Source organism: Kitasatospora sp. NPDC056184 (assembly GCF_042268405.1).
In the GTDB taxonomy this organism is placed as follows: Bacteria; Actinomycetota; Actinomycetes; order Streptomycetales; family Streptomycetaceae; genus Kitasatospora.
The window spans coordinates 95,556-116,023 of sequence record NZ_JBHJUI010000016.1 but is presented as its reverse complement, the minus strand read 5'-3'; the positions used below and the strand labels follow the sequence as shown (position 1 = coordinate 116,023).

At 73.5% G+C, this 20,468-nt stretch carries 12 protein-coding genes; 9 read left to right on the top strand and 3 right to left on the bottom strand.

Annotation, left to right across the window (positions count from 1 at the left end):
- The first annotated feature begins 124 nt into the window (after positions 1 to 124).
- The gene (locus tag ACFC0B_RS28130) at positions 125 to 877 is read left to right on the top strand and encodes a class I SAM-dependent methyltransferase (RefSeq protein ID WP_376091576.1); all 753 of its coding nucleotides are present in this window, start codon (positions 125 to 127) and stop codon (positions 875 to 877) included.
- A gap of 60 nt (positions 878 to 937) precedes the next feature.
- Here ACFC0B_RS28130 and glgP read toward each other — a convergent pair whose 3' ends face one another.
- The gene (glgP, locus tag ACFC0B_RS28125; RefSeq protein ID WP_376091573.1) at positions 938 to 3,601 is read right to left on the bottom strand and encodes an alpha-glucan family phosphorylase; all 2,664 of its coding nucleotides are present in this window, start codon (positions 3,599 to 3,601) and stop codon (positions 938 to 940) included.
- A gap of 1,045 nt (positions 3,602 to 4,646) precedes the next feature.
- Between glgP and ACFC0B_RS28120 the strand changes: the two genes are divergently transcribed.
- The 8 genes from ACFC0B_RS28120 to pyk all read left to right on the top strand — a co-directional run bounded on the left by ACFC0B_RS28120 (position 4,647) and on the right by pyk (position 18,265).
- Entirely contained in the window at positions 4,647 to 6,602 is a 1,956-nt protein-coding gene (locus ACFC0B_RS28120; RefSeq protein WP_376091717.1) for an alpha-1,4-glucan--maltose-1-phosphate maltosyltransferase, read from the top strand.
- Positions 6,599 to 8,323 (top strand): maltose alpha-D-glucosyltransferase, encoded by a 1,725-nt coding sequence (gene treS / locus ACFC0B_RS28115; RefSeq protein ID WP_376091570.1) that lies wholly within the window; start codon positions 6,599 to 6,601, stop codon positions 8,321 to 8,323. The genes ACFC0B_RS28120 and treS overlap by 4 nt, the downstream gene beginning before the upstream one ends.
- 241 nt (positions 8,324 to 8,564) lie before the next feature.
- Positions 8,565 to 10,055: a phosphotransferase gene (locus tag ACFC0B_RS28110; RefSeq protein ID WP_376091567.1), complete on the top strand. Its 1,491-nt coding sequence runs from the start codon at positions 8,565 to 8,567 to the stop codon at positions 10,053 to 10,055.
- Between the two features lie 42 nt (positions 10,056 to 10,097).
- Positions 10,098 to 12,518: a 1,4-alpha-glucan branching protein GlgB gene (gene glgB, locus ACFC0B_RS28105; protein WP_376091564.1), complete on the top strand. Its 2,421-nt coding sequence runs from the start codon at positions 10,098 to 10,100 to the stop codon at positions 12,516 to 12,518.
- 49 nt (positions 12,519 to 12,567) lie between these two features.
- Positions 12,568 to 13,242, top strand: a complete 675-nt coding sequence (locus ACFC0B_RS28100; protein WP_376091561.1) for a hypothetical protein — start codon at positions 12,568 to 12,570, stop codon at positions 13,240 to 13,242.
- A 125-nt stretch (positions 13,243 to 13,367) separates the two neighbouring features.
- The gene (pta, locus tag ACFC0B_RS28095; RefSeq protein ID WP_376091558.1) at positions 13,368 to 15,515 is read left to right on the top strand and encodes a phosphate acetyltransferase; all 2,148 of its coding nucleotides are present in this window, start codon (positions 13,368 to 13,370) and stop codon (positions 15,513 to 15,515) included.
- Positions 15,512 to 16,744 (top strand): acetate kinase, encoded by a 1,233-nt coding sequence (locus ACFC0B_RS28090; protein WP_376091555.1) that lies wholly within the window; start codon positions 15,512 to 15,514, stop codon positions 16,742 to 16,744. Before pta ends, ACFC0B_RS28090 begins: the two co-directional genes overlap by 4 nt.
- Before the next feature lie 93 nt (positions 16,745 to 16,837).
- Complete coding sequence (gene pyk, locus ACFC0B_RS28085) at positions 16,838 to 18,265, top strand: pyruvate kinase (protein ID WP_376091553.1); 1,428 nt, start codon at positions 16,838 to 16,840, stop codon at positions 18,263 to 18,265.
- Between the two features lie 75 nt (positions 18,266 to 18,340).
- Here the strand turns inward: pyk and ACFC0B_RS28080 are convergent, their stop codons facing one another.
- Together ACFC0B_RS28080 and ACFC0B_RS28075 are read right to left on the bottom strand one after the other, a co-directional pair.
- A complete protein-coding gene (locus ACFC0B_RS28080; protein ID WP_376091550.1) occupies positions 18,341 to 19,690 on the bottom strand; it encodes a hypothetical protein in 1,350 nt (449 codons plus the stop codon).
- Positions 19,687 to 20,304 carry a DUF6114 domain-containing protein gene (locus ACFC0B_RS28075; RefSeq protein ID WP_376091547.1) on the bottom strand — a complete coding sequence of 206 codons (618 nt, stop codon included), beginning with the start codon at positions 20,302 to 20,304 and terminating at the stop codon, positions 19,687 to 19,689. Before ACFC0B_RS28075 ends, ACFC0B_RS28080 begins: the two co-directional genes overlap by 4 nt.
- Positions 20,305 to 20,468 lie beyond the last annotated feature (164 nt).

The window sequence follows — 20,468 nt, the reverse complement described above, 5'->3', positions numbered from 1 at the left end:
GCACAGCGGCTGCCCCGCAGCGCCGACACACCGCACGTAACAGCCCCTGGGCCCTTTCATCCATTACCGAAAGGGCCTAGGGTCGTTCCCGGGGCACATCGATCCCCCACGAAAGGGAGCGACCATGGTCGACCGCCACCACTGGGAGCAGTGGCAGCGCAGCTGGGACCGCCAGCAGGAGTGGTACCTGCCGGACCGCGAGGAGCGGTTCCGGGTGATGCTCGACGTCGTCGAGGCGGTGACCGGGCCCGCCCCGCGCGTCCTCGACCTCGCCTGCGGCACCGGCAGCATCACCGAGCGGCTGCTCGCCCGGCTGCCCGGCGCCACCAGCGTCGGCGTGGACCAGGACCCGGCGCTGATGACCATCGCCCGCGGCGTCCTCGGCGAGGACGAGCGGTTCACCCTGGTCAGCGCCGACCTCAAGGACCCGCGGTGGGCCGACGCCCTGCCGCCCGGCCCGTTCGACGCCGTGGTGACCGCCACCGCGCTGCACTGGCTGCCGGCCGCCGCCCTGGTCCGGCTCTTCGGCGACCTGGCCGGCCTGGTCCGCCCGGGCGGGGTGTTCCTCAACGCCGACCACATGCCCGACCCGGCGGTCCCGCTGCTCAACACCGCCGAGCGGGCCCTGCGGCACGGCCGGCAGGAGCGCGAGAAGGCCGAGGGCGTCCTCGACTGGGAGAGCTGGTGGCTCGCCGCCGCGGCCGACCCGCTGCTCGCCGAGCAGGTGGCCGCCCGCAACCGGATCTACGGCTCGCACGCCGACGGCGAGTCGCACCCGGCCGGCTGGCACACCGAGCGGCTGCGGGAGGCCGGTTTCGCCGAGGCCGGAGTGGCCTGGCGCTCGGTCACCGACGCCCTGGTGGCCGCGGTCCGCTGAGGCCGCCGGACAGGAGGACGGGAGGGGCACCGGTCGGACCGGCGCCCCTCCCCCGCCCGCTCAGCGCAGCAGTCCGGCGTCCATCCCGGCCGCCTCCGGCGGCAGCGCCACCAGGCCCAGCTCGGCGGGCGAGGCCAGCCGGGGGTGGGCGGGCAGCACCCGCACGGTGTAGCCGAAGGGCCCGGTGCGGCCGAGCTCCAGGGAGCCCTCGTACCTGGTCCGCCCGTCGAGGTCGGGCCCGCCGACCGGCTTGAGGGCGAGCAGCGCGGCGTCGGAGATCCGGTCCGACTCGTCGACCCGGCCGGAGACCACCTGCACCTCGACGTCGGCCGGCTCCAGGGGGCCGAGCGCCACCTGCACCCGCAGCGCCAGGGCGCTGCCCAGCTCCTGCGCCTCGTCCGGGCAGTCCGCCTCGACGTGCTCCACCCGGACGACCGGCCAGGCCTCGCGCACCCCGGCCTTCCACTCGGCCAGCTCGTGGGCGGCCCGGAACGCGCCGGTCCCCGCCAGCTCCCGCTGGGCCAGCGCGGCCGGGGCGTAGAGCCGTTCGACGTACTCGCGGACCATCCGCCCGGCCAGCACCTTGGGCCCGAGGGTCACCAGGGTGTGCCTGACCATCGCGATCCACCGGTGCGGCAGGCCGTCCGAGCCCCGGTCGTAGAACCGGGTGGCCACCTGGTCCTCGATCAGGTCGTAGAGCGCGGCGGCCTCGATGTCGTCGCGCCGCTCGGCCTCCCGGCTGTCCGGGTCGAGCACGCCCTCGCCGGTGTCGGCGGTGGGGATCGCCCAGCCGTTCTGGCCGTCGAACCACTCGTCCCACCAGCCGTCCAGCACCGACAGGTTGAGGCAGCCGTTGAGCGCGGCCTTCATTCCGGAGGTGCCGCAGGCCTCCAGCGGGCGGAGCGGGTTGTTCAGCCAGACGTCGCAGCCCGGGTAGAGGTGCTGGGCCATCGCCATGTCGTAGTCCGGCAGGAAGACGATCCGGTGCCGGACGGCCGGGTCGTCGGCGAAGGCCACCATCTGCTGGATCAGCCGCTTGCCGCCGTCGTCGGCCGGGTGGGCCTTGCCGGCGACCACGATCTGCACCGGCCGGGTCGGGTGCAGCAGCAGGGCGCGCAGCCGCTGGTGGTCCCGGAGCATCAGGGTGAGCCGCTTGTAGGACGGCACCCGGCGGGCGAAGCCGATGGTGAGCACGTCCGGGTCGAGCACCGAGGAGACCCAGCCGAGCTCGGCCTCGCCGGCCCCGCGCTGGCGCCAGGACGCGCGCAGCCGGTGGCGGACCTCGTCGACCAGTTGGGCGCGCAGGGTGCGGCGCAGCTCCCAGACCTCGGTGTTGCCGATCCGCTCCAGGCCGGTCCAGCGCTGGGTCCCGCCGGTGGTCATGGCCTCCTCGGCCCGGTCGGCGCCGATCTCGCCGGCGCCGAGCCGGACGACCGCCGGGTCGATCCAGGTGGCGGCGTGCACGCCGTTGGTGACGGAGGTGATCGGGACGTCCGCGGCGTCGAAGCCCGGCCAGAGGCCGTTGAACATCGAGCGGCTGACCTCGCCGTGCAGGGTGGAGACGCCGTTGGCGCGCTGGGCGAGCCGCAGGCCCATGGCGGCCATGTTGAAGAGCTTGGGGTCGCCGCCGCGCCAGGTCTCGGCGCCCAGCGCGAGCACCTGGTCGACCGGGACGCCGGGCAGCGCGGTGTCGCCGCCGAAGTGCCGGGCGACCAGGTCGCGGTCGAAGCGGTCGATGCCGGCCGGGACGGGCGTGTGGGTGGTGAACAGGGTGCCGGCCCGGACCGCCTCCAGGGCGGCGGCGAAGTCGAGCCCGGCGTCCGCGACGAGTTCCCGGATCCGCTCGACGCCGAGGAACCCGGCGTGGCCCTCGTTGGTGTGGAAGACCTCGGGGGCGGGGTGGCCGGTGAGCCGCTGGTAGGCGCGCACCGCCCGGACGCCGCCGATGCCGAGCAGCATCTCCTGGAGCAGCCGGTGCTCGCTGCCGCCGCCGTAGAGGCGGTCGGTGACGTCGCGCTCGGCGGGCGAGTTGGCCTCGATGCCGGAGTCGAGCAGCAGCAGCGGGACCCGCCCGACCTGGGCCTTCCAGATGTGCGCGGCGAGGGTGCGGCCGCCGGGCAGGGCGAGGTCGACCCGGCCGGGGGTGCCGTCGGCCTCCCGGAGCAGGGTGACGGCCAGCTCGTCCGGGTCCAGCAGCGGGTAGCGCTCCTGCTGCCAGCCGTCCCGGTCGAGGGACTGCCGGAAGTAGCCGTGCCGGTAGAAGAGGCCGACGCCGATGACCGGGACGCCGAGGTCGCTGGCGGCCTTGAGGTGGTCGCCGGCCAGGATGCCGAGGCCGCCGGAGTACTGGGGCAGCGCGGCGGCGATGCCGTACTCGGGCGAGAAGTAGGCGATGGCGGCCGGCAGCGGGGCGGCGCCCTGCTGCCCGGCGCCCTGGTACCAGCGCGGGCCCGCCAGGTACTCCCGCAGGTCGTCGGCGAGGTCGCCGAGCCGGCGCAGGAACCGGCGGTCGGCGGCGAGCGCGGCGAGCCGGGCGGCGGGGACCTCCCCGAGCAGCCGCACCGGGTCCTCCCCCGTCGCGGCCCAGACGTCCGGGTCCACGGACCGGAAGAGGTCCCGGGTCTCGGGGTGCCAGGACCAGCGCAGGTTGAGGGCCAGCTCGTGCAACGGCTGGAGTTGTTCGGGCAGGACGGTGCGGACGGTGAATCTGCGGATTGCCTTCACGGCGTGAAGCGTAGCCTCGGCGGATGGCATGATGGTGCGTCAGTTGGGCTATTCGGCATCCGTTCGGCCTATTGATGAGATCGCATTCGGCGCATTGGTCTGCACGGGGGGCGCGCGAGGCGCACTTTTCGCAGGGCCGCGCCACCAATACGTGAACACCGCGGAACAGATCCATTTCCGCCGGCGGACCCGCGCCCGATCGTCTCTGAAACTCCTGGCGTACCGCTGCGGAATCGGGGTCACCAGTGCGAGGATGAAGCACGGTCGTCGATGCTGCGGGGTGTGCGGAGACGGGTGGCGTTCCCCCGCGAAGCAGCACGTCCGAATCCTTTTCGCGTTGACCGTTCCTCATCCTGATTGGTCCATTCGGCGCCCATCGCGGACCGCCGCGTGTCCTCGGTCCGACCCTGCTCGTTCACGGGTGGGCTGGGTCGTCCGGAGGCGCGCCCGGAGAGGCGTGCGCCGGAACGCGCGCGGGCTCTCGGGCTCTCCGCCACGGGCCGAGCGGGAGCGGGGCAGGTTGCCCGGAACGGCGGCGCGGGCAGGCTTCCGTCGCACGTCCTCCCCACCCAGCAGTCCTCCCGGTACTCCCCTGGCCGCCCCCCGGCCCGCGGGAGCTGCCGCCGATCTCGGGCAGGAGTTTGGCATGCACGGCGACACGCGGGACCAGTCCACACCGGTGGCCGACACCCCCGACGCAGCGGTCGCGGAATCCGCCGGACGGATGGATTCTGACACTCGGACAGACGCGGCGATGCCGGGGCCCCGGGGTGCCGGGGCTATCCGTACGGAGCGACCGGACGAACCGGCCCGGCAACCCGGGGCCGACGAGAGCCGGACCGCCCCAGGGCCGAGCCGAGCCGAGGCCCCGCGCAAGCGCACCACCACCCGTCGCAGCGCGAGCACCGCCGCTCCCTCCGCCCCGAAGGCCGAGGGCGGCGCACCGGCCCGGACCGCCGCCGCGCGCCCCGCCGCCGGGGGCGCCCGCGCCAAGCCCGCCGCCGCCCGCAAGCCCGCCGCCCGCAAGACGACAGAGAGCGACACCGTGATCGGCCGCATCCCCGTCCTGGACGTCAGCCCCCTCGTAGACGCCGGCCGCCGCCCGGCCAAGGCCGTGGTGGGCGAGACCTTCCCGGTCCGCGCGACCGTGTTCCGCGAGGGCCACGACGCGGTCAACGCCAACGTCGTGCTGCGCGACCCGCGCGGCCGCAGCGGCCCGTGGACGCCGATGCGCGAGCTGGCCGAGGGCAGCGACCGCTGGGGCGCGTACGTCACGCCGACCGCCCCCGGGCGCTGGTCGTACCTGGTGGAGGCCTGGTCGGATCCGGTGGCCACCTGGCGCAGGGCCGCCGCGGTCAAGCTGCCGGCCGGGATCGACACCGCGCTCGTCCTGGAGGAGGGCGCCCAGCTGCTGGAGCGCGCCGCCGCCGGGGTGCCGAAGAAGGACGGCCGGGCGGTGGTGCTGGCCGCCGCCGAGGCGCTGCGCGACCCGGGGCTCCCGCCGCTGTCCCGGCTGGCCGCCGCGCTCGCCCCGGAGGTGCAGGAGCTGCTCGGCCGCTTCCCGCTGCGCGAACTGGTGAGCGCCTCCCGGCCGGCGCCGCTCCAGGTCGACCGGGAGCGGGCGCTGTTCGGCTCCTGGTACGAGTTCTTCCCCCGTTCGGAGGGCGCGGTGGTCGACCCGGCCGGGGTGGAGCCGCCCCGCTCCGGCACCCTGCGGACCGCCGCCGAGCGGCTGCCGGCGATCGCCGCGATGGGCTTCGACGTGGTCTACCTGCCGCCGGTCCACCCGATCGGACGAGCCTTCCGCAAGGGCCCGGACAACACCCTGACGGCCGGTCCGCACGACGTCGGCTCGCCGTGGGCGATCGGCTCGCCGGAGGGGGGCCACGACGCCGTCCACCCGGACCTCGGGACCATCGAGGACTTCGACCACTTCGTCGCCGAGGCCGCCGCGCTGCACCTGGAGGTGGCGCTGGACTTCGCGCTCCAGTGCTCGCCGGACCACCCGTGGGTGAACAAGCACCCGGAATGGTTCAGCCACCGCGCGGACGGCACCATCGCGTACGCCGAAAATCCGCCGAAAAAATACCAGGATATTTATCCGATCAACTTCGACCAGGACATGGACGGAATCGTCAAGGAGACGATCCGGGTCCTCCGGTTCTGGATGGCGCACGGCGTACGGATCTTCCGGGTCGACAACCCGCACACCAAACCGGTGGTCTTCTGGGAGCGGGTGCTCGCCGACATCGCCCGCACCGACCCGGACGTCCTCTTCCTCGCCGAGGCCTTCACCCGCCCCGCGATGATGCACACCCTGGGGAAGATCGGCTTCCACCAGTCGTACACGTACTTCACCTGGCGCAACAGCAAGGCGGAACTCACCGAGTACCTCACCGAGCTGACCGGCGAGGCGGCCGCGCACATGCGGCCCAACCTCTTCGCCAACACCCCGGACATCCTGCACGCCTTCCTCCAGCACGGCGGCCCGGCCGCCTTCGCGATCCGCGCCGTGCTGGCCGCCACCCTCTCCCCCAGCTACGGCGTGTACGCCGGCTTCGAGCTCTGCGAGAACGAGCCGGCCCACCCCGGATCCGAGGAGTACCTGCACTCGGAGAAGTTCGAACTGCGCCCCCGGGACTGGAGCCGCACCGACACCCTCGCCCCGCTGCTCACCGTCCTGAACCGGCTGCGCCGCCGTCACCCGGCCCTCCAGCAGTTGCGTTCGCTGCGCTTCCACCCCACCGACAACGACCAGGTGCTCGCCTACTCCAAGACCGCCCTGACACCCGACGGCCTCACCGACCACCTCATCACCGTGGTCAACCTGGATCCCCACCACGCCCAGGAGGCCACCGTCACCCTGGACGGGGACGGGCCCTTCGCGGTCCACGACGAGCTCACCGGTGCCGCCTACACGTGGGGCCGGCACAACTACGTCCGGCTCGACCCCTCAGCCGAGCCTGCCCACCTCCTCACGGTTCGGAGGAACCCAGCGTGACAGTGAACGAGCCCGTCCCCGACACCTTCCCCGAGACCTCCAAGAAGAACTTGGACCCGGACTGGTTCAAGCGTGCGGTCTTCTACGAGGTGCTGGTGCGGTCCTTCCAGGACAGCAACGGCGACGGGGTCGGGGACCTCAAGGGGCTCACGTCCAAACTCGACTACCTGCAGTGGCTCGGCGTCGACTGCCTCTGGCTGCCGCCGTTCTTCGCCTCGCCGCTGCGCGACGGCGGGTACGACGTGTCCGACTACAAGTCGGTGCTGCCGGAGTTCGGCGACCTCGCGGACTTCATGGAGTTCGTGGACGCCGCGCACGCCCGCGGCATGCGCGTGATCATCGACTTCGTCATGAACCACACGAGCGACCAGCACCCGTGGTTCCAGGCCTCCCGGGAGGATCCGGACGGCCCGTACGGCGACTTCTACATGTGGGCCGACGACGACAAGCAGTACCCCGACGCCCGGATCATCTTCGTCGACACCGAGACCTCCAACTGGACGTACGACCCGGTGCGCAAGCAGTACTTCTGGCACCGGTTCTTCTCCCACCAGCCGGACCTCAACTACGACAACCCGCGGGTCCAGGACGAGATGATCGCCGGCCTGCGGTTCTGGCTCGACCTCGGCATCGACGGGTTCCGGCTGGACGCGGTGCCGTACCTGTTCGCCCGGGAGGGCACCAACTGCGAGAACCTGCCGGAGACGCACGAGTTCCTCCAGCGGGTCCGCAAGGAGATCGACGCCGACTACCCGGACACCGTGCTGCTCGCCGAGGCCAACCAGTGGCCGGAGGACGTCGTCGACTACTTCGGCGACTTCGCCTCCGGCGGCGACGAGTGCCACATGGCGTTCCACTTCCCGGTGATGCCGCGGATCTTCATGGCGGTCCGCCGGGAGTCCCGCTACCCCGTCTCGGAGATCCTCGCCAAGACGCCCAACATCCCGCACGGCTGCCAGTGGGGCATCTTCCTGCGCAACCACGACGAGCTGACCCTGGAGATGGTCACCGACGAGGAGCGCGACTACATGTACGCGGAGTACGCCAAGGACCCGCGGATGCGCGCCAACGTGGGCATCCGCCGACGGCTCTCCCCGCTGCTGGAGAACGACCGCAACCAGGTCGAGCTCTTCACCGCCCTGCTGCTCTCCCTGCCCGGCTCCCCGGTGCTCTACTACGGGGACGAGATCGGCATGGGGGACAACATCTGGCTGGGCGACCGGGACGGCGTCCGGACCCCGATGCAGTGGACCCCGGACCGCAACGCGGGTTTCTCCTCCGCCGACCCGGGCAGGCTCAGTCTGCCACCCATCATGGATCCGGTGTACGGCTATCAGGTGACCAACGTCGAGGCGCAGCAGAGCAGTTCGAGTTCGCTGCTGCACTGGACGCGTCGCATGATCGAGATCCGCAAGCTCAACCCGGCGTTCGGCCTCGGCACCTACACCGAACTGCCCTCCAGCAACCCCGCGGTGCTGGCCTTCGTGCGCGAGCACGAGGGGGACCTGGTCATGTGCGTGAACAACTTCTCCCGCTTCGCGCAGCCGACCGAACTGGACCTGAGGCAGTACGGCGGACGGTACCCGGTGGAGCTGATCGGCGGGGTGCGCTTCCCCTCGATCGGTGAGTGGCCGTACCTGCTCACCCTCGCCGGCCACGGCTTCTACTGGTTCCAGCTCCGCCGGCCCCCCAGGCTGAGCGGAACCAGGCGATCGAAGTAACGATCCGGCACCTGCCGCAGGCCCCATCGAAGCCTCCGGGGGCGCGAGTTCGCACCCCGCGCCCCCGGTCGTCTCTGCACCACCGCGTACGGAGAACAGCCCAACGGCCACCCACACGAAGGCGTGACACCCGGGCCCACCGCTCGCGTGCCGCGCCGCCGCGCCGCCGCAATCCGGAAGACTGACGGACCCGGCCAGACCCGTCGGGCGATCCGCCCAGCTCCTCCGGGGAAAGGGAGTCATGTCCGAAACCTCCCGTTCGCAAGCCCCCCTGCACCGTGACGCCCCCGCCGGCCCCGCCGCGGCGGCCGCCCCGCGGGGCGCCGGGGTCCGGAGGACCGCCCTGGGGGTCAGCGAACTCGTCCAGGCGGCGCTGCCGCTGATCGCCGAATGGCTCCCCACCCAGCGCTGGTACGCCGGGAAGGGCCGGCCGATCACCGGCCTCACCCCGGTGGTCGGCACCCCCCTCCAGGTCGGCGACCCCGCCCTGCTGCACCTGCTGCTCCGGGTCGAGCACGCGGCGACCGCCGGCGCGCCGCACGGCGACCTGTACCAACTGCTGCTCGGCATCCGCTCGGCCGGCCCGACCGGCATCGAGCCCTCCGCCGTCCTCGGCCGGCTCACCCAGGGCCCGTACGACGGGGCGGCGCTCTACGACGCGGTGCACGACCCCGAGCTCACCGGCCGGCTGCTGGAGCACCTGGCCACCGGCGACCGGTTCGGCTCGCTGTCCTTCCGCCGCACCCCCGGCTCCGGGCTCCCCACCAACCTGCCCGGCCGCGCCTCCACCGCCGAGCAGTCCAACAGCTCCGTCATCTACGGCACCTCGTACATCCTGAAGCTGTTCCGCCGTGTCCACCCCGGCACCAACCCCGACCTCGAACTGTCGCTCGCGCTCTCCCGGGCCGGCTCGACCCGCATCCCCCGGGTCGCCGCCTGGTTCGAGAGCCGCCTGGAGCGTGCCGAGCCGGCCACCCTCGGGCTGCTCCAGCGCTACCTCCCCGAGGCCGAGGACGGCTGGGAGCTCGCCCTCGACCAGGTCGGCCGGCTGAAGGGCGACCCGTCGCCGGGCAACTTCGCGATCGAGGCGCACCGGCTCGGCCGGGCCACCGCCGAGGTGCACCGGGTGCTCGCCCGCTCGATGCCGGTCGCCCGGCTGGACCGCACCCAGACCCGGCAGCTGGCCACCGCGATGGCCGACCGGCTGGACAGCGCGGTCGCCGCCGTCCCCGGGCTGATGCGCTACCGGGGCGCGCTGCGCTCGGCCTTCCGGCAGCTGGCCGACGCCCACCCGGACGGCCTGCCGGTCCAGCGGATCCACGGCGACCTGCACCTCGGCCAGGCGATGCGCACCCCGCACGGCTGGGTGCTGCTGGACTTCGAGGGCGAGCCCGCCAAGTCGGTCGCCGAACGGCGCGAGCCGCAGACCGCGCTGCGGGACGTCGCCGCGATGCTCCGCTCCTTCGACTACGCCGCCGCCCACCTGCTGGCCGGCGGGCCGCCCGACCCGGAGCTGGCGCACCTGGCCGCCGCCTGGGCGCAGCGCAACCGCACCGCGTTCTGCGCCGGCTACACCGCGGGCGGCGGCACCGACCCGGCCGCCTCGCCGGAGCTGATGCGCGCGCTGGAGATCGACAAGGCGGTGTACGAGGTGGTGTACGAGGCCCGGCACCGGCCGAGCTGGCTGCCGATCCCGCTGGCCGCGATCAACCGGCTGGCGCTCACCGTCTGACGTCCCTCGTTCCGCCGTCCCGCTCCAAGAGAGGTCCCCGCCGTGACGCCGCTCGACCCGCCAGGCCGCACCACCCGCTCCGTGCCGGCCACCTTCCTGGCCGGCACGGACTCCCCGAAGCGTGAGCCCGCGACCGTCCGGCGGGCCGAGCCGGCGCCCGCCGGGCCGGCATCCGCCCCCGAGCCCTCCCCCGAACCCGTTCCCGACCCCGCCGACGAGCCGGTGCCCGCCGCCGGCCCGCTGCCCGCCGACCCGCTGCCCGCCGGGGCGCTGCGGCTGCCCGAGGCACCGCTGCCGCCCGGCGAGGTGGACCGGCTGGTCGGCGGCCAGCACCACGACCCGCACGCCCTGCTCGGCGCCCACCCCGTGCACGGCGGCACCGCGATCCGGGTGCTGCGCCCGTTCGCCGAGCGGGTCGTGGTGGAGACCGGGCAGGGCCCGGTCGAGCTCACCCACCAGCAGGGCGGGCTGTTCACCGGCCTGCTCGCCGCCCCGCAGGCGCCCGACTACCGGCTGCTGGTCAGCTACCCGGGCGGCGAACCGATCCGCCAGCACGACGGCTACCGCACCCCGCCCACGCTCGGCGAACTCGACCTGCACCTGATCTCCGAGGGCCGGCACGAGCAGCTCTGGCGGGCCCTCGGCTCGCACCTCCGCACCGTGGACGGGGTGCCCGGCACCGCGTTCGCCGTCTGGGCGCCGAACGCCGCCGGGGTGCGGCTGATCGGCGGCTTCAACCACTGGGACGGCACCGGCCACCCGATGCGCTCGCTGGGCTCCTCCGGCGTCTGGGAGCTGTTCGTCCCCGGCCTCGGCGAGGGCACCGAGTACAAGTACGAGATCCACACCCGGCAGGGCTGGGTCCTGGACAAGGCCGACCCGCTGGCCCGCGCCGCGCAGGTCCCGCCCGGCACCGCCTCGGTCGTCACCGCCTCGGCCCACCGCTGGCAGGACGGCGAGTGGATGGCCCGCCGGGCGCGCACGGCGCACCACCGCGCCCCGATGTCGGTGTACGAGCTGCACCTGCCGTCCTGGCGCCCCGACCTCACCACCTACCGCGCCATCGCCGCCGAACTCCCGGGCTACCTGAAGGAGTTGAACTTCACCCACGTGGAGTTCATGCCGGTCATGGAGCACCCGTTCGGCGGTTCCTGGGGCTACCAGGTGTCCGGCTACTACGCGCCCACCTCCCGGCTCGGCAGCCCGGACGACTTCCGCTTCCTGGTCGACACCCTGCACCGGCACGGCATCGGCGTGATCGTCGACTGGGTGCCCGCGCACTTCCCCAAGGACGACTTCGCGCTCGCCCGCTTCGACGGCGAGCCGCTGTACGAGCCGGCCGACCCGCTGCGCGCCGAACACCCGGACTGGGGCACCCTGGAGTTCGACTACGGCCGGGTCGAGGTGCGCAACTTCCTGGTCGCCAACGCGGTCTACTGGTGCGAGGAGTTCCACGTCGACGGCCTGCGGGTGGACGCCGTCGCCTCGATGCTCTACCTCGACTACTCGCGCGACAGCGGCAACTGGACCCCCAACCGGTACGGCGGGCGGGAGAACCTCGACGCGGCCGCCTTCCTGCAGGAGATGAACGCCACCGTCTACCGGCGCTGCCCCGGCGTGATCACCGTCGCCGAGGAGTCCACCGCCTGGGACGGCGTCACCCGGCCCACCGACCAGGGCGGCCTGGGCTTCGGCCTCAAGTGGAACATGGGCTGGATGCACGACTCCCTGGTCTACATGAGCAAGGACCCGGTGCACCGCAGGTACCACCACAACGAGATGACCTTCTCGATGGTGTACGCCTACTCGGAGAACTACATCCTGCCGATCTCGCACGACGAGGTGGTGCACGGCAAGCAGGCCCTGGTCGCCAAGATGCCCGGCGACTGGTGGCAGCAGCGCGCCAACCACCGCGCCTACCTCGGCTTCATGTGGGCCCACCCCGGCAAGCAACTCCTGTTCATGGGCCAGGAGTTCGCCCAGGGCTCGGAGTGGCACCACGAGCAGGGCCCGCAGTGGTGGGTGCTCGACGAGCAGTGGCCGGCCCACCGGGAGCACGCGGGCGTGCGCCGGCTGGTCGGCGAGCTCAACCGGTGCTACCTCGGCACCCCGGCGCTGTGGGAGCAGGACACCTCCCCGGCCGGCTTCCGCTGGCTGGACGGCGGCGCCGCCGAGGACAACCTGCTCTCCTTCGTCCGCCACGCCGCCGACGGCACCCCGCTGGTCGCCGTCTGCAACTTCTCCCCCGTCGTCCGGCACGGCCACCGGGTCGGCCTGCCCGAGCTGGACGGCCGCGACCAGCTCTGGGAAGAGGCCCTCAACACCGACGCCGCGGAGTACGGTGGCAGCGGGACGGCCAACTCCCGTCCGGTGAAGGCCGAGGCGGTCACCTGGAACGGCCAGCCGCGCAGCGCCGAGCTGGTGCTGCCCCCGCTCGCGACCATCTGGCTCCGCCCGGCGTGACGTTCTAGGCTCCCCGCCTGAGACGTCGACAGCGGGCGGGGGGCCTTCTGTGGGAGTGGTGCTGGGCTGGGGCTACGTTCTGCTGCCACTGGCCTGTTGGGCCGCACTGGCCCGCACCCGGGCGGTCGGGGTGGTGGTGGCCGCCGTCCTGGCCGTGCTGGCGGTGATCCCGGTCGGACTGCAGTACGCGTGGTTCCACAGCCGGGCCACCGCCGAGTCGCAGTCCGGCTACCCGCTCGCCGCCGGACTGGTGGTGCTGCTCGGCACCCTGGCCGAACGGCGGCGGTGCGGCCCCCGGCCCGCCCGGGGGTCCGGCCAGCCGGCCGCCGGGGCGACCATCGTGATCGCCGCCCACTCCCTGGTCGGCCTCGTGATCGGCCTGCTCTACCAGCTCGCCGTCCACGAGCCCTTCTCCCCGGAGCGCTCCGAGCTGTCGCTGCCGGCGGGCCTCGTCGTCGAGCAGGACAGCGGCCCCGACCGCAGCTGCGGACTGCACGCCTGCCGCCGCGACCTCGTGGTCGTGAGCACCGAGGGCCTGCCCGCCGCCGAGGCGGCCCGCCGGCTCCGCGCCCGGCTGGCCGCCGACGGCTGGACCCCGGGCCCGGGCGGCAGTCTGGTCCACCGGCACGGCTGGCTGCTGGACAAGCGGATCACCCAGCTCCTCCTCACCGAGCAACCCGCCGCGGTGACCGTCCGGCTCACCGGTCCCGACCGCTTCCCGTAGGCCGGGTCCGGGGACCTTCGGCCCCTTGCCGCCCACGGGACCGCTCTGCTCGCGGCCGGGCGTTCACGGTGCGAAGGTATGGTCGATATGACCACTTCCTGAGACGACGGGACGGAGAGAGCCGCGTGGCGCGCAGCGTGTACGTGACCGGGATCGACCGCGGGGACGGCCGCCAGGCGGTGGAGCTCGGGGTCATGGAGCTGCTCACCCGCCGGGTGGACCGGGTCGGGGTGTTCCGCCCCCTGGTGCACGCCCAGGCGCCGGGAGAGGCCGGCTCGGACCACGTGGTCGAGCTGCTCCGCGCCCGGTACCGGCTGGACCTGCCGGCCGCCGAGCTCTACGGCCTCACCTACGAGGAGGCCGCCGCGCTGCAGGCCGCGCAGGGGCAGGACGAGCTGGTCTCGGTGCTGGTGGACCGGTTCCACGCGCTGGAGCGGCGCTGCCAGGCGGTCCTGGTGCTGGGCACCGACTTCGCCGACACCAACATCCCCGACGAGCTGGCCTTCAACGCCCGGCTGGCCAACGAGTTCGGCGCCGCCGTGCTGCCGGTGATCGGCGGCCACGGCGAGGACGCCGACGCGGTGATCGCCGAGGTCCGCAACGCCCACCGCGCCTACACCGACCTCGGCTGCGAGACGCTGGCGGTGATCGCCAACCGGGTCGCCCCGGCCGCCGAGCAGCCGGTCCAGCGCAAGCTCACCGAGAAGCTGCCGATCCCCGCCTACGTCATCCCCGAGGAGCCGGCGCTGGCCGCGCCGACCGTCGCCCAGCTGGTCGAGGCGACCGGTGCCGAGGTGCTGCTCGGCGACGCGGCGGGCCTGGCCCGGGACGTCCGCGGCTTCGTCTTCGGCGGCGCCATGCTGCCGACCTTCCTGGACGCGCTGACCGAGGGCGCGCTGGTGGTCACCCCCGGGGACCGCGCCGACCTGGTGATCGGCTCGCTGGCCGCGCACGCCGCCGGCGCCCCGCCGATCGCCGGCGTGCTGCTCACCCTCGGCCAGCACCCCGGCCCGAACGTGATGGCCCTGGCCGCCCGGCTCGCCCCCGGCACGCCCGTCGCGGTCGTCCCGGAGGGCAGCTGGCTCACCGCCGCCGCGCTGACCCATCTGGAGGGCAAGCTCTCCTCGGCCAGCCCCCGGAAGGCCGAGATCGCCCTCGGACTGTTCGAACTGCACGTGGACACCGACGAGTTGACCAAGCTGATCGAGGTCGGCCGGTCCGAGCGGGTGACCCCGATGATGTTCGAGCACGAGCTGCTGGAGCGGGCCCGGGCGGCCCGCCGGCACGTCGTGCTGCCGGAGGGCACCGAGGAGCGGGTGCTGCGCGCCGCCGAGATCCTGCTGCGCCGCAACATCTGCGACCTCACCCTGCTCGGCGAGGCCGACGCCGTCCGCCGCCGGGCCGCGGCCCTGGGCATCGACCTGCCGGCCGAAGACCCGGCCGCCGACCGCGCCCAGGTGCGGATCGTCGACCCGGCCACCAGCCCGCTGCGCCGCCAGTTCGCCGAGCTCTACACGAGGCTGCGGGCGCACAAGGGCATGACCGTCGAGCTGGCCCTGGACGTGGTCACCGACGTCTCCTACTTCGGCACCCTGATGGTCCAGGAGGGCATCGCCGACGGCATGGTCTCCGGCGCGGTGCACTCCACCGCCGCCACCATCCGGCCCGCCTTCGAGGTGATCAAGACCTCGCCGGGCGCGTCCATCGTCTCCAGCGTCTTCTTCATGTGCCTGGCGGACAAGGTGCTGGTGTACGGCGACTGCGCGGTCAACCCCGATCCGGACGCCCAGCAGCTCGCCGACATCGCCATCCAGTCGGCCGCCACCGCGGCCCAGTTCGGCGTCGAGCCGCGGGTCGCGATGCTCTCCTACTCGACCGGCACCTCGGGCTCCGGCGCGGACGTCGACAAGGTCCGCAAGGCCACCGAGCTGGTGCGCGAGCTGCGCCCGGACATCCTGGTCGAGGGGCCGATCCAGTACGACGCCGCGGTGGACGCGCACGTCGCGGCGACCAAGCTGCCGGGCTCGGCGGTGGCCGGCCGGGCGACCGTGCTGATCTTCCCGGACCTCAACACCGGCAACAACACCTACAAGGCGGTCCAGCGCTCGGCCGGAGCGGTCGCCGTCGGACCGGTGCTCCAGGGGCTGCGCAAGCCGGTCAACGACCTGTCGCGCGGCGCGCTGGTGCAGGACATCGTCAACACGGTGGCGATCACCGCCATCCAGTCGCAGGAGCGCGGGTCCCAGCCGCGCGGTGAAGGGGGCGCGGCATGAGCGCGGGCACGCGGGTCCTGGTCCTGAACGCCGGCTCTTCGTCGGTGAAGTACCAGCTGATCGACATGCTGGACGGCGACCGCCTGGCCTCCGGCCTGGTCGAGCGGATCGGCGAGGCCGGCGGCCGGCTGGTGCACACCCCGCGCGGCGGCGCGGAGCGGGAGGCCGTCCAGGCCTTCCCCGACCACGGCGCGGCCCTCAAGGCGGTCTCCGAGGAGCTGGCCGCCGACGGCCTGGGGCTGGACTCGCCCGAGCTGGCCGCGATCGGCCACCGGGTGGTGCACGGCGGGCTGCGGTTCACCGAGCCGACCGTGATCACCGACGACGTGCTCCGGGAGATCCGCCGGCTGATCCCGGTCGCGCCGCTGCACAATCCGGCCAACATCACCGGCATCGAGGTGGCCCGGGCCCTGCGGCCCGACCTGCCGCAGGTGGCCGTCTTCGACACCGCCTTCCACGCCTCGATGCCCGAGCACGCCGCCCGGTACGCGATCGACAAGGCGGTGGCCGACGAGCACCGGGTGCGCCGCTACGGCTTCCACGGCACCTCGCACCAGTACGTCTCGCGGGCCACCGCGCGGCTGCTCGGCAAGGACCCGGCCGAGGTCAACGTGATCGTGCTGCACCTGGGCAACGGCGCCTCCGCCTCGGCGGTGAGCGGCGGGCGCTGCGTCGACACCTCGATGGGCCTGACCCCGCTGGAGGGCCTGGTGATGGGCACTCGATCGGGTGACATCGACGCGGGCGTGGTCTTCCACCTGCACCGGGTGGGCGGGCTGTCGATCGACGGCATCGACGACCTGCTCAACCGCCGCAGCGGCCTGCTGGGCCTGTGCGGCGACAACGACATGCGCGAGATCATGCGCCGCGCCGACGACGGCGACGCGGACGCGAAGCTGGCCTTCGACGCGTACATCCACCGGCTGCGCAAGTACATCGGCGGGTACTACGCGGTGCTCGGCCGGGTGGACGCGATCGCCTTCACCGCGGGTGTCGGGGAGAACGCGGCGCCGGTGCGGGCGGCCGCCACGGCCGGGCTGGAGGAGCTCGGCATCGCCGTCGACCCGGAACTCAACTCGGTACGCTCGCGCGAGCCGAGGATCATCTCCCCCGCGCTGCTCCCCTCCGGGGGCAGCGCCCGGGTGGCGGTCGCCGTCGTCCCCACCGACGAGGAGCTGGAGATCGCCCGGCAGGCCTTCGCCCTGGTGCACCAGTTGTCCGAAAACTGACCCCCCGTCGTCTCGATCCGCGGACTCCACGGCGGCGATTCCTCTCCATTCGGGCCGAATGCACCAATAACACGAACGGATAGACTGATCGATATGCGCCGAGCGAAAATTGTCTGCACCCTGGGTCCCGCGACGGACTCCTACGAACAGCTCAAGGCCATCGTCGAAGCGGGCATGAACGTCGCCCGACTGAACATGAGCCACGGCTCCCATGCGGAACACGAGGAGCGGTACCGCAAGGTCCGCCAGGTCTCGGAGGACACCGGCAAGACCATCGGCGTTCTGGCCGACCTCCAGGGCCCCAAGATCCGTCTGGCGACCTTCGCCAACGGGCCGGTGACCGTCGACAACGGCGACGAGTTCACCATCACCACCGAGGACGTCCCCGGTGACCAGCACATCTGCGGCACCACCTACAAGGGCCTGCCGGGCGACGTGAAGCCCGGAGACCCGGTCCTGATCAACGACGGCGTCATCGCCCTGGAGGTCGTCAGCGTCGACGGCCCGCGGGTGAGGACCATGGTCGTCGAGGGCGGCGTGCTCTCGAACAACAAGGGCATCAACCTCCCCGGCGCGGCCGTCAACGTGCCCGCGCTGTCCGAGAAGGACAAGGAGGACCTGCGCTTCGCCCTGCGCCTGGGCGTCGACATGGTCGCCCTGTCCTTCGTCCGCAACGCCGCGGACATCAAGGACGTCCACGCGGTCATGGACGAGGTCGGCATCCGGGTGCCGGTCATCGCCAAGATCGAGAAGCCGCAGGCCGTCGAGGCGATGGAGGAGATCGTCCTCGCCTTCGACGCGATCATGGTGGCCCGCGGCGACCTGGCCGTCGAGTACCCGCTGGAGCGGGTGCCGCTGGTCCAGAAGCAGCTGATCACCCTGGCCCGCCGGAACGCCAAGCCGGTCATCGTCGCCACCCAGATGATGGAGTCGATGATCCACGCCTCGCGCCCGACCCGCGCCGAGGTCTCCGACGTCGCCAACGCCATCCTGGACGGCACCGACGCGGTCATGCTGTCCGCCGAGTCCAGCGTCGGCAAGTACCCGGTCGAGACCGTCCGCACCATGAGCCGGATCTGCGAGAAGGCCGAGGAGGAACTGGTCTCCCAGGGCCTCCAGCCGCTCAACCCGGGCCGCAAGCCGCGCACCCAGGGCGGCTCGATCGCCCGCGCCGCGTGCGAGCTGGGCGACTTCCTGAACGGCAAGGCGCTGGTCGCGTTCACCAAGTCCGGTGACACCGCGCGCCGGCTCTCCCGCTACCGCTCGCCGATCCCGGTGATCGCCTTCACCCCGGACCACGCCACCCGCAACCAGCTCTCGCTGAGCTGGGGCGTCGAGGCGCACGTGACCGAGCAGGTGGAGACCACCGACGAGATGGTCGCGCAGGTCGACCGCGAGCTGCTGCGCATCAGCGAGCTGGGCGAGGGCGACACCGTGATCGTCACCGCCGGTTCCCCGCCCGGCATCCCCGGCAACACCAACATGGTCCAGGTGCACCACCTGGGCACCCGCAGCGCGTAAGGCGGCGCGGAAACACGCCCGTGGGGCGGTCCCTCCGGACGGGAGGGGCCGCCCCACGGGCGTCGGGGGCCGGGATCAGGCCTTCCCGGGGTAGGGCTGGTCGTCGTTGAACAGCTGCATGCCGGGGATCCTCAGGGTGCCGCCGAACTGGCCCGACTGGACCGCGGTCACCCCGGTCAGCTCGATCCACAGCGGCAGCTCCAGCTGACCGATCAGGTCGTACAGCCACTGCGGCAGCGGGCCGTCCGGGGTGAGGGTCAGCTCGCCCAGGTCGATCGGGACCGGCAGGCCGAGCACCTTGGACAGGTGGCCGGAGAGCCGCTCCACGTACATGGTGACCGGGCCCTTGCGCATGGTCGAGACCGAGCCGGGGGCGCCCTTCACGTGGAAGGTCCTGCCGTTGCCCTCCAGCGTCGACATGTGCAGGTTCTCGATGTCGACGCTCTCCACCTCGAACTTCAGCACCCGCTTGGTGCCGGTGGGGGTCTGCACGTTGACCACGCCGAGCAGCACCGCGTGGTTCAGGGCGAGCCGGGTGGTCTGCAGCGTCCAGTTCTGGTCCGGCACCAGGATCGGGTTGTCGGCCGGCTTGCCGCCCGGGGCGAGCGCCTTGGAGTCGACCAGGCAGTTCGGGTCCTTCGACGGGGTGGCCGAGGGGCTGCCGGAGGCGGACGGCTTCGCGGCGGCGGACGGCTTCGCCGACGCGGACGGGGTGCCGGACGGCTTCGGGCCCGTCGGCGCGGCCGGCGTCGTCGGCGCGGACGTCGGCGCGGTGGGCGTGGCCGGAGCGGTCGGCGCCGGGGTGCCCGGGGTGGCCGAGGGCGTGGGCGCCGCGGTGACCGGCGGGCCCGTCGGCTCGGCGGCCGGGGCGGCGCCGGCCGTCGTCGGCGCGGCGGCCGGGGCGGCGGCGTGCGTCCCGGCGGACGGGGTCGCGGTGGCGCTCGGCCCGAGCAGGTTGGTGACGCCGCCGACGAGGTCGTCGATGAGCCCGGCCTGGACGACCCCGCCGTTCGCCTTGCCGGTGGCGGTGCCAGTGGCAGGGGCGGTCGCGGTCGGGTCCGGCGCGGTCGTCGGGGCGGCGCTCGGCGCGCCCGTCGGGGCGGGCGTCCCGGGGGCCGGGGCCTCGGGCAGCGGCACGGACGGACCGGGGAGCGGCGGCGGCAGCTCGCTCTTGGGCACCGGCGTCTCGGCCACCGCGGGCGCCCGCGGCACGGCGTCCGGGGCGGTGGCGCACGGCTTGCCGGCGGTGGGCTCGGCGATCGCCGGGTTCGGCGTGTAGGCGGCGGCCATCAGCAGCGCGGTCGGCACGGCGGCCATCGCCAGCGCCCGGCCGCGCAGCCGGACCCGCACGGGCGTGCGGGGCGCGGCGTGCCGGGGCGAGCGCCGCGCCGCGGTCTGCGGAAGCTCCTCGCGCGGCTCGCTCACCGGACCTCCTTCGGCTCTCCGGCCTGCTGTGCCGGGACGGTGCCCTCGGTGGCGGCCGGGGGCCGCGGGGCGGGCTCGTCGGCGGAGGTCCCGGCGGCGGGCACGGCACCGGCCGCGGTGACCGGCTCCTCGGGGGCGACGGTGCTCTCCGCCACGGCGGCGGTCCCGGCGGAGGTCGCCTCGGCCGCCTCGACCGCCTCGGCGGGCGGCATCGGCGCCCAGGCGATCATCAGACCGCCGCCGATCAGACCCGGCAGGATCGACAGGCCGAAGCCGCCCAGGTTGGAGACCGGGATCGAGACCAGGGTGAGCAGCGTGGTGGCGATGCCCGCGAAGACCCGGACGACCGGCTGGAACCAGCCGGTCAGCCCGAGCACGATCAGCAGCACCCCGATGATCAGCGAGCCCGCGCCGGCCGTGGTGGCCATGGCGATCGTCATGCCGTTCAACGACAGGTTGGCGTACGGGAAGTACATGATCGGGACGCCGGCGAGGACGGCCAGCAGCCCGCCGTAGAACGGCCGGGAGCGGCGGAAGTCACGGAACGCCCGGCGTACCCATCGGAGGGGGTTCTCGCGTTCGACGGGCCGCGGCTCGGCAAGGGTGCTGGACACGGAGCAGCTCCTCGGGGGTGTGGCGAGGTGAAACAGAAAGGGGGAGTCCGGGGGCGGGGGGCGGGGGGGCCCCCCCCCCCCCCCCCCCCCCCCCCCGGAGGCCGGGAGCCCCGGAAACCCGGGAACCCCCGCCAAACCACCGGGGCCCCCCCCGGGGGTTGGGG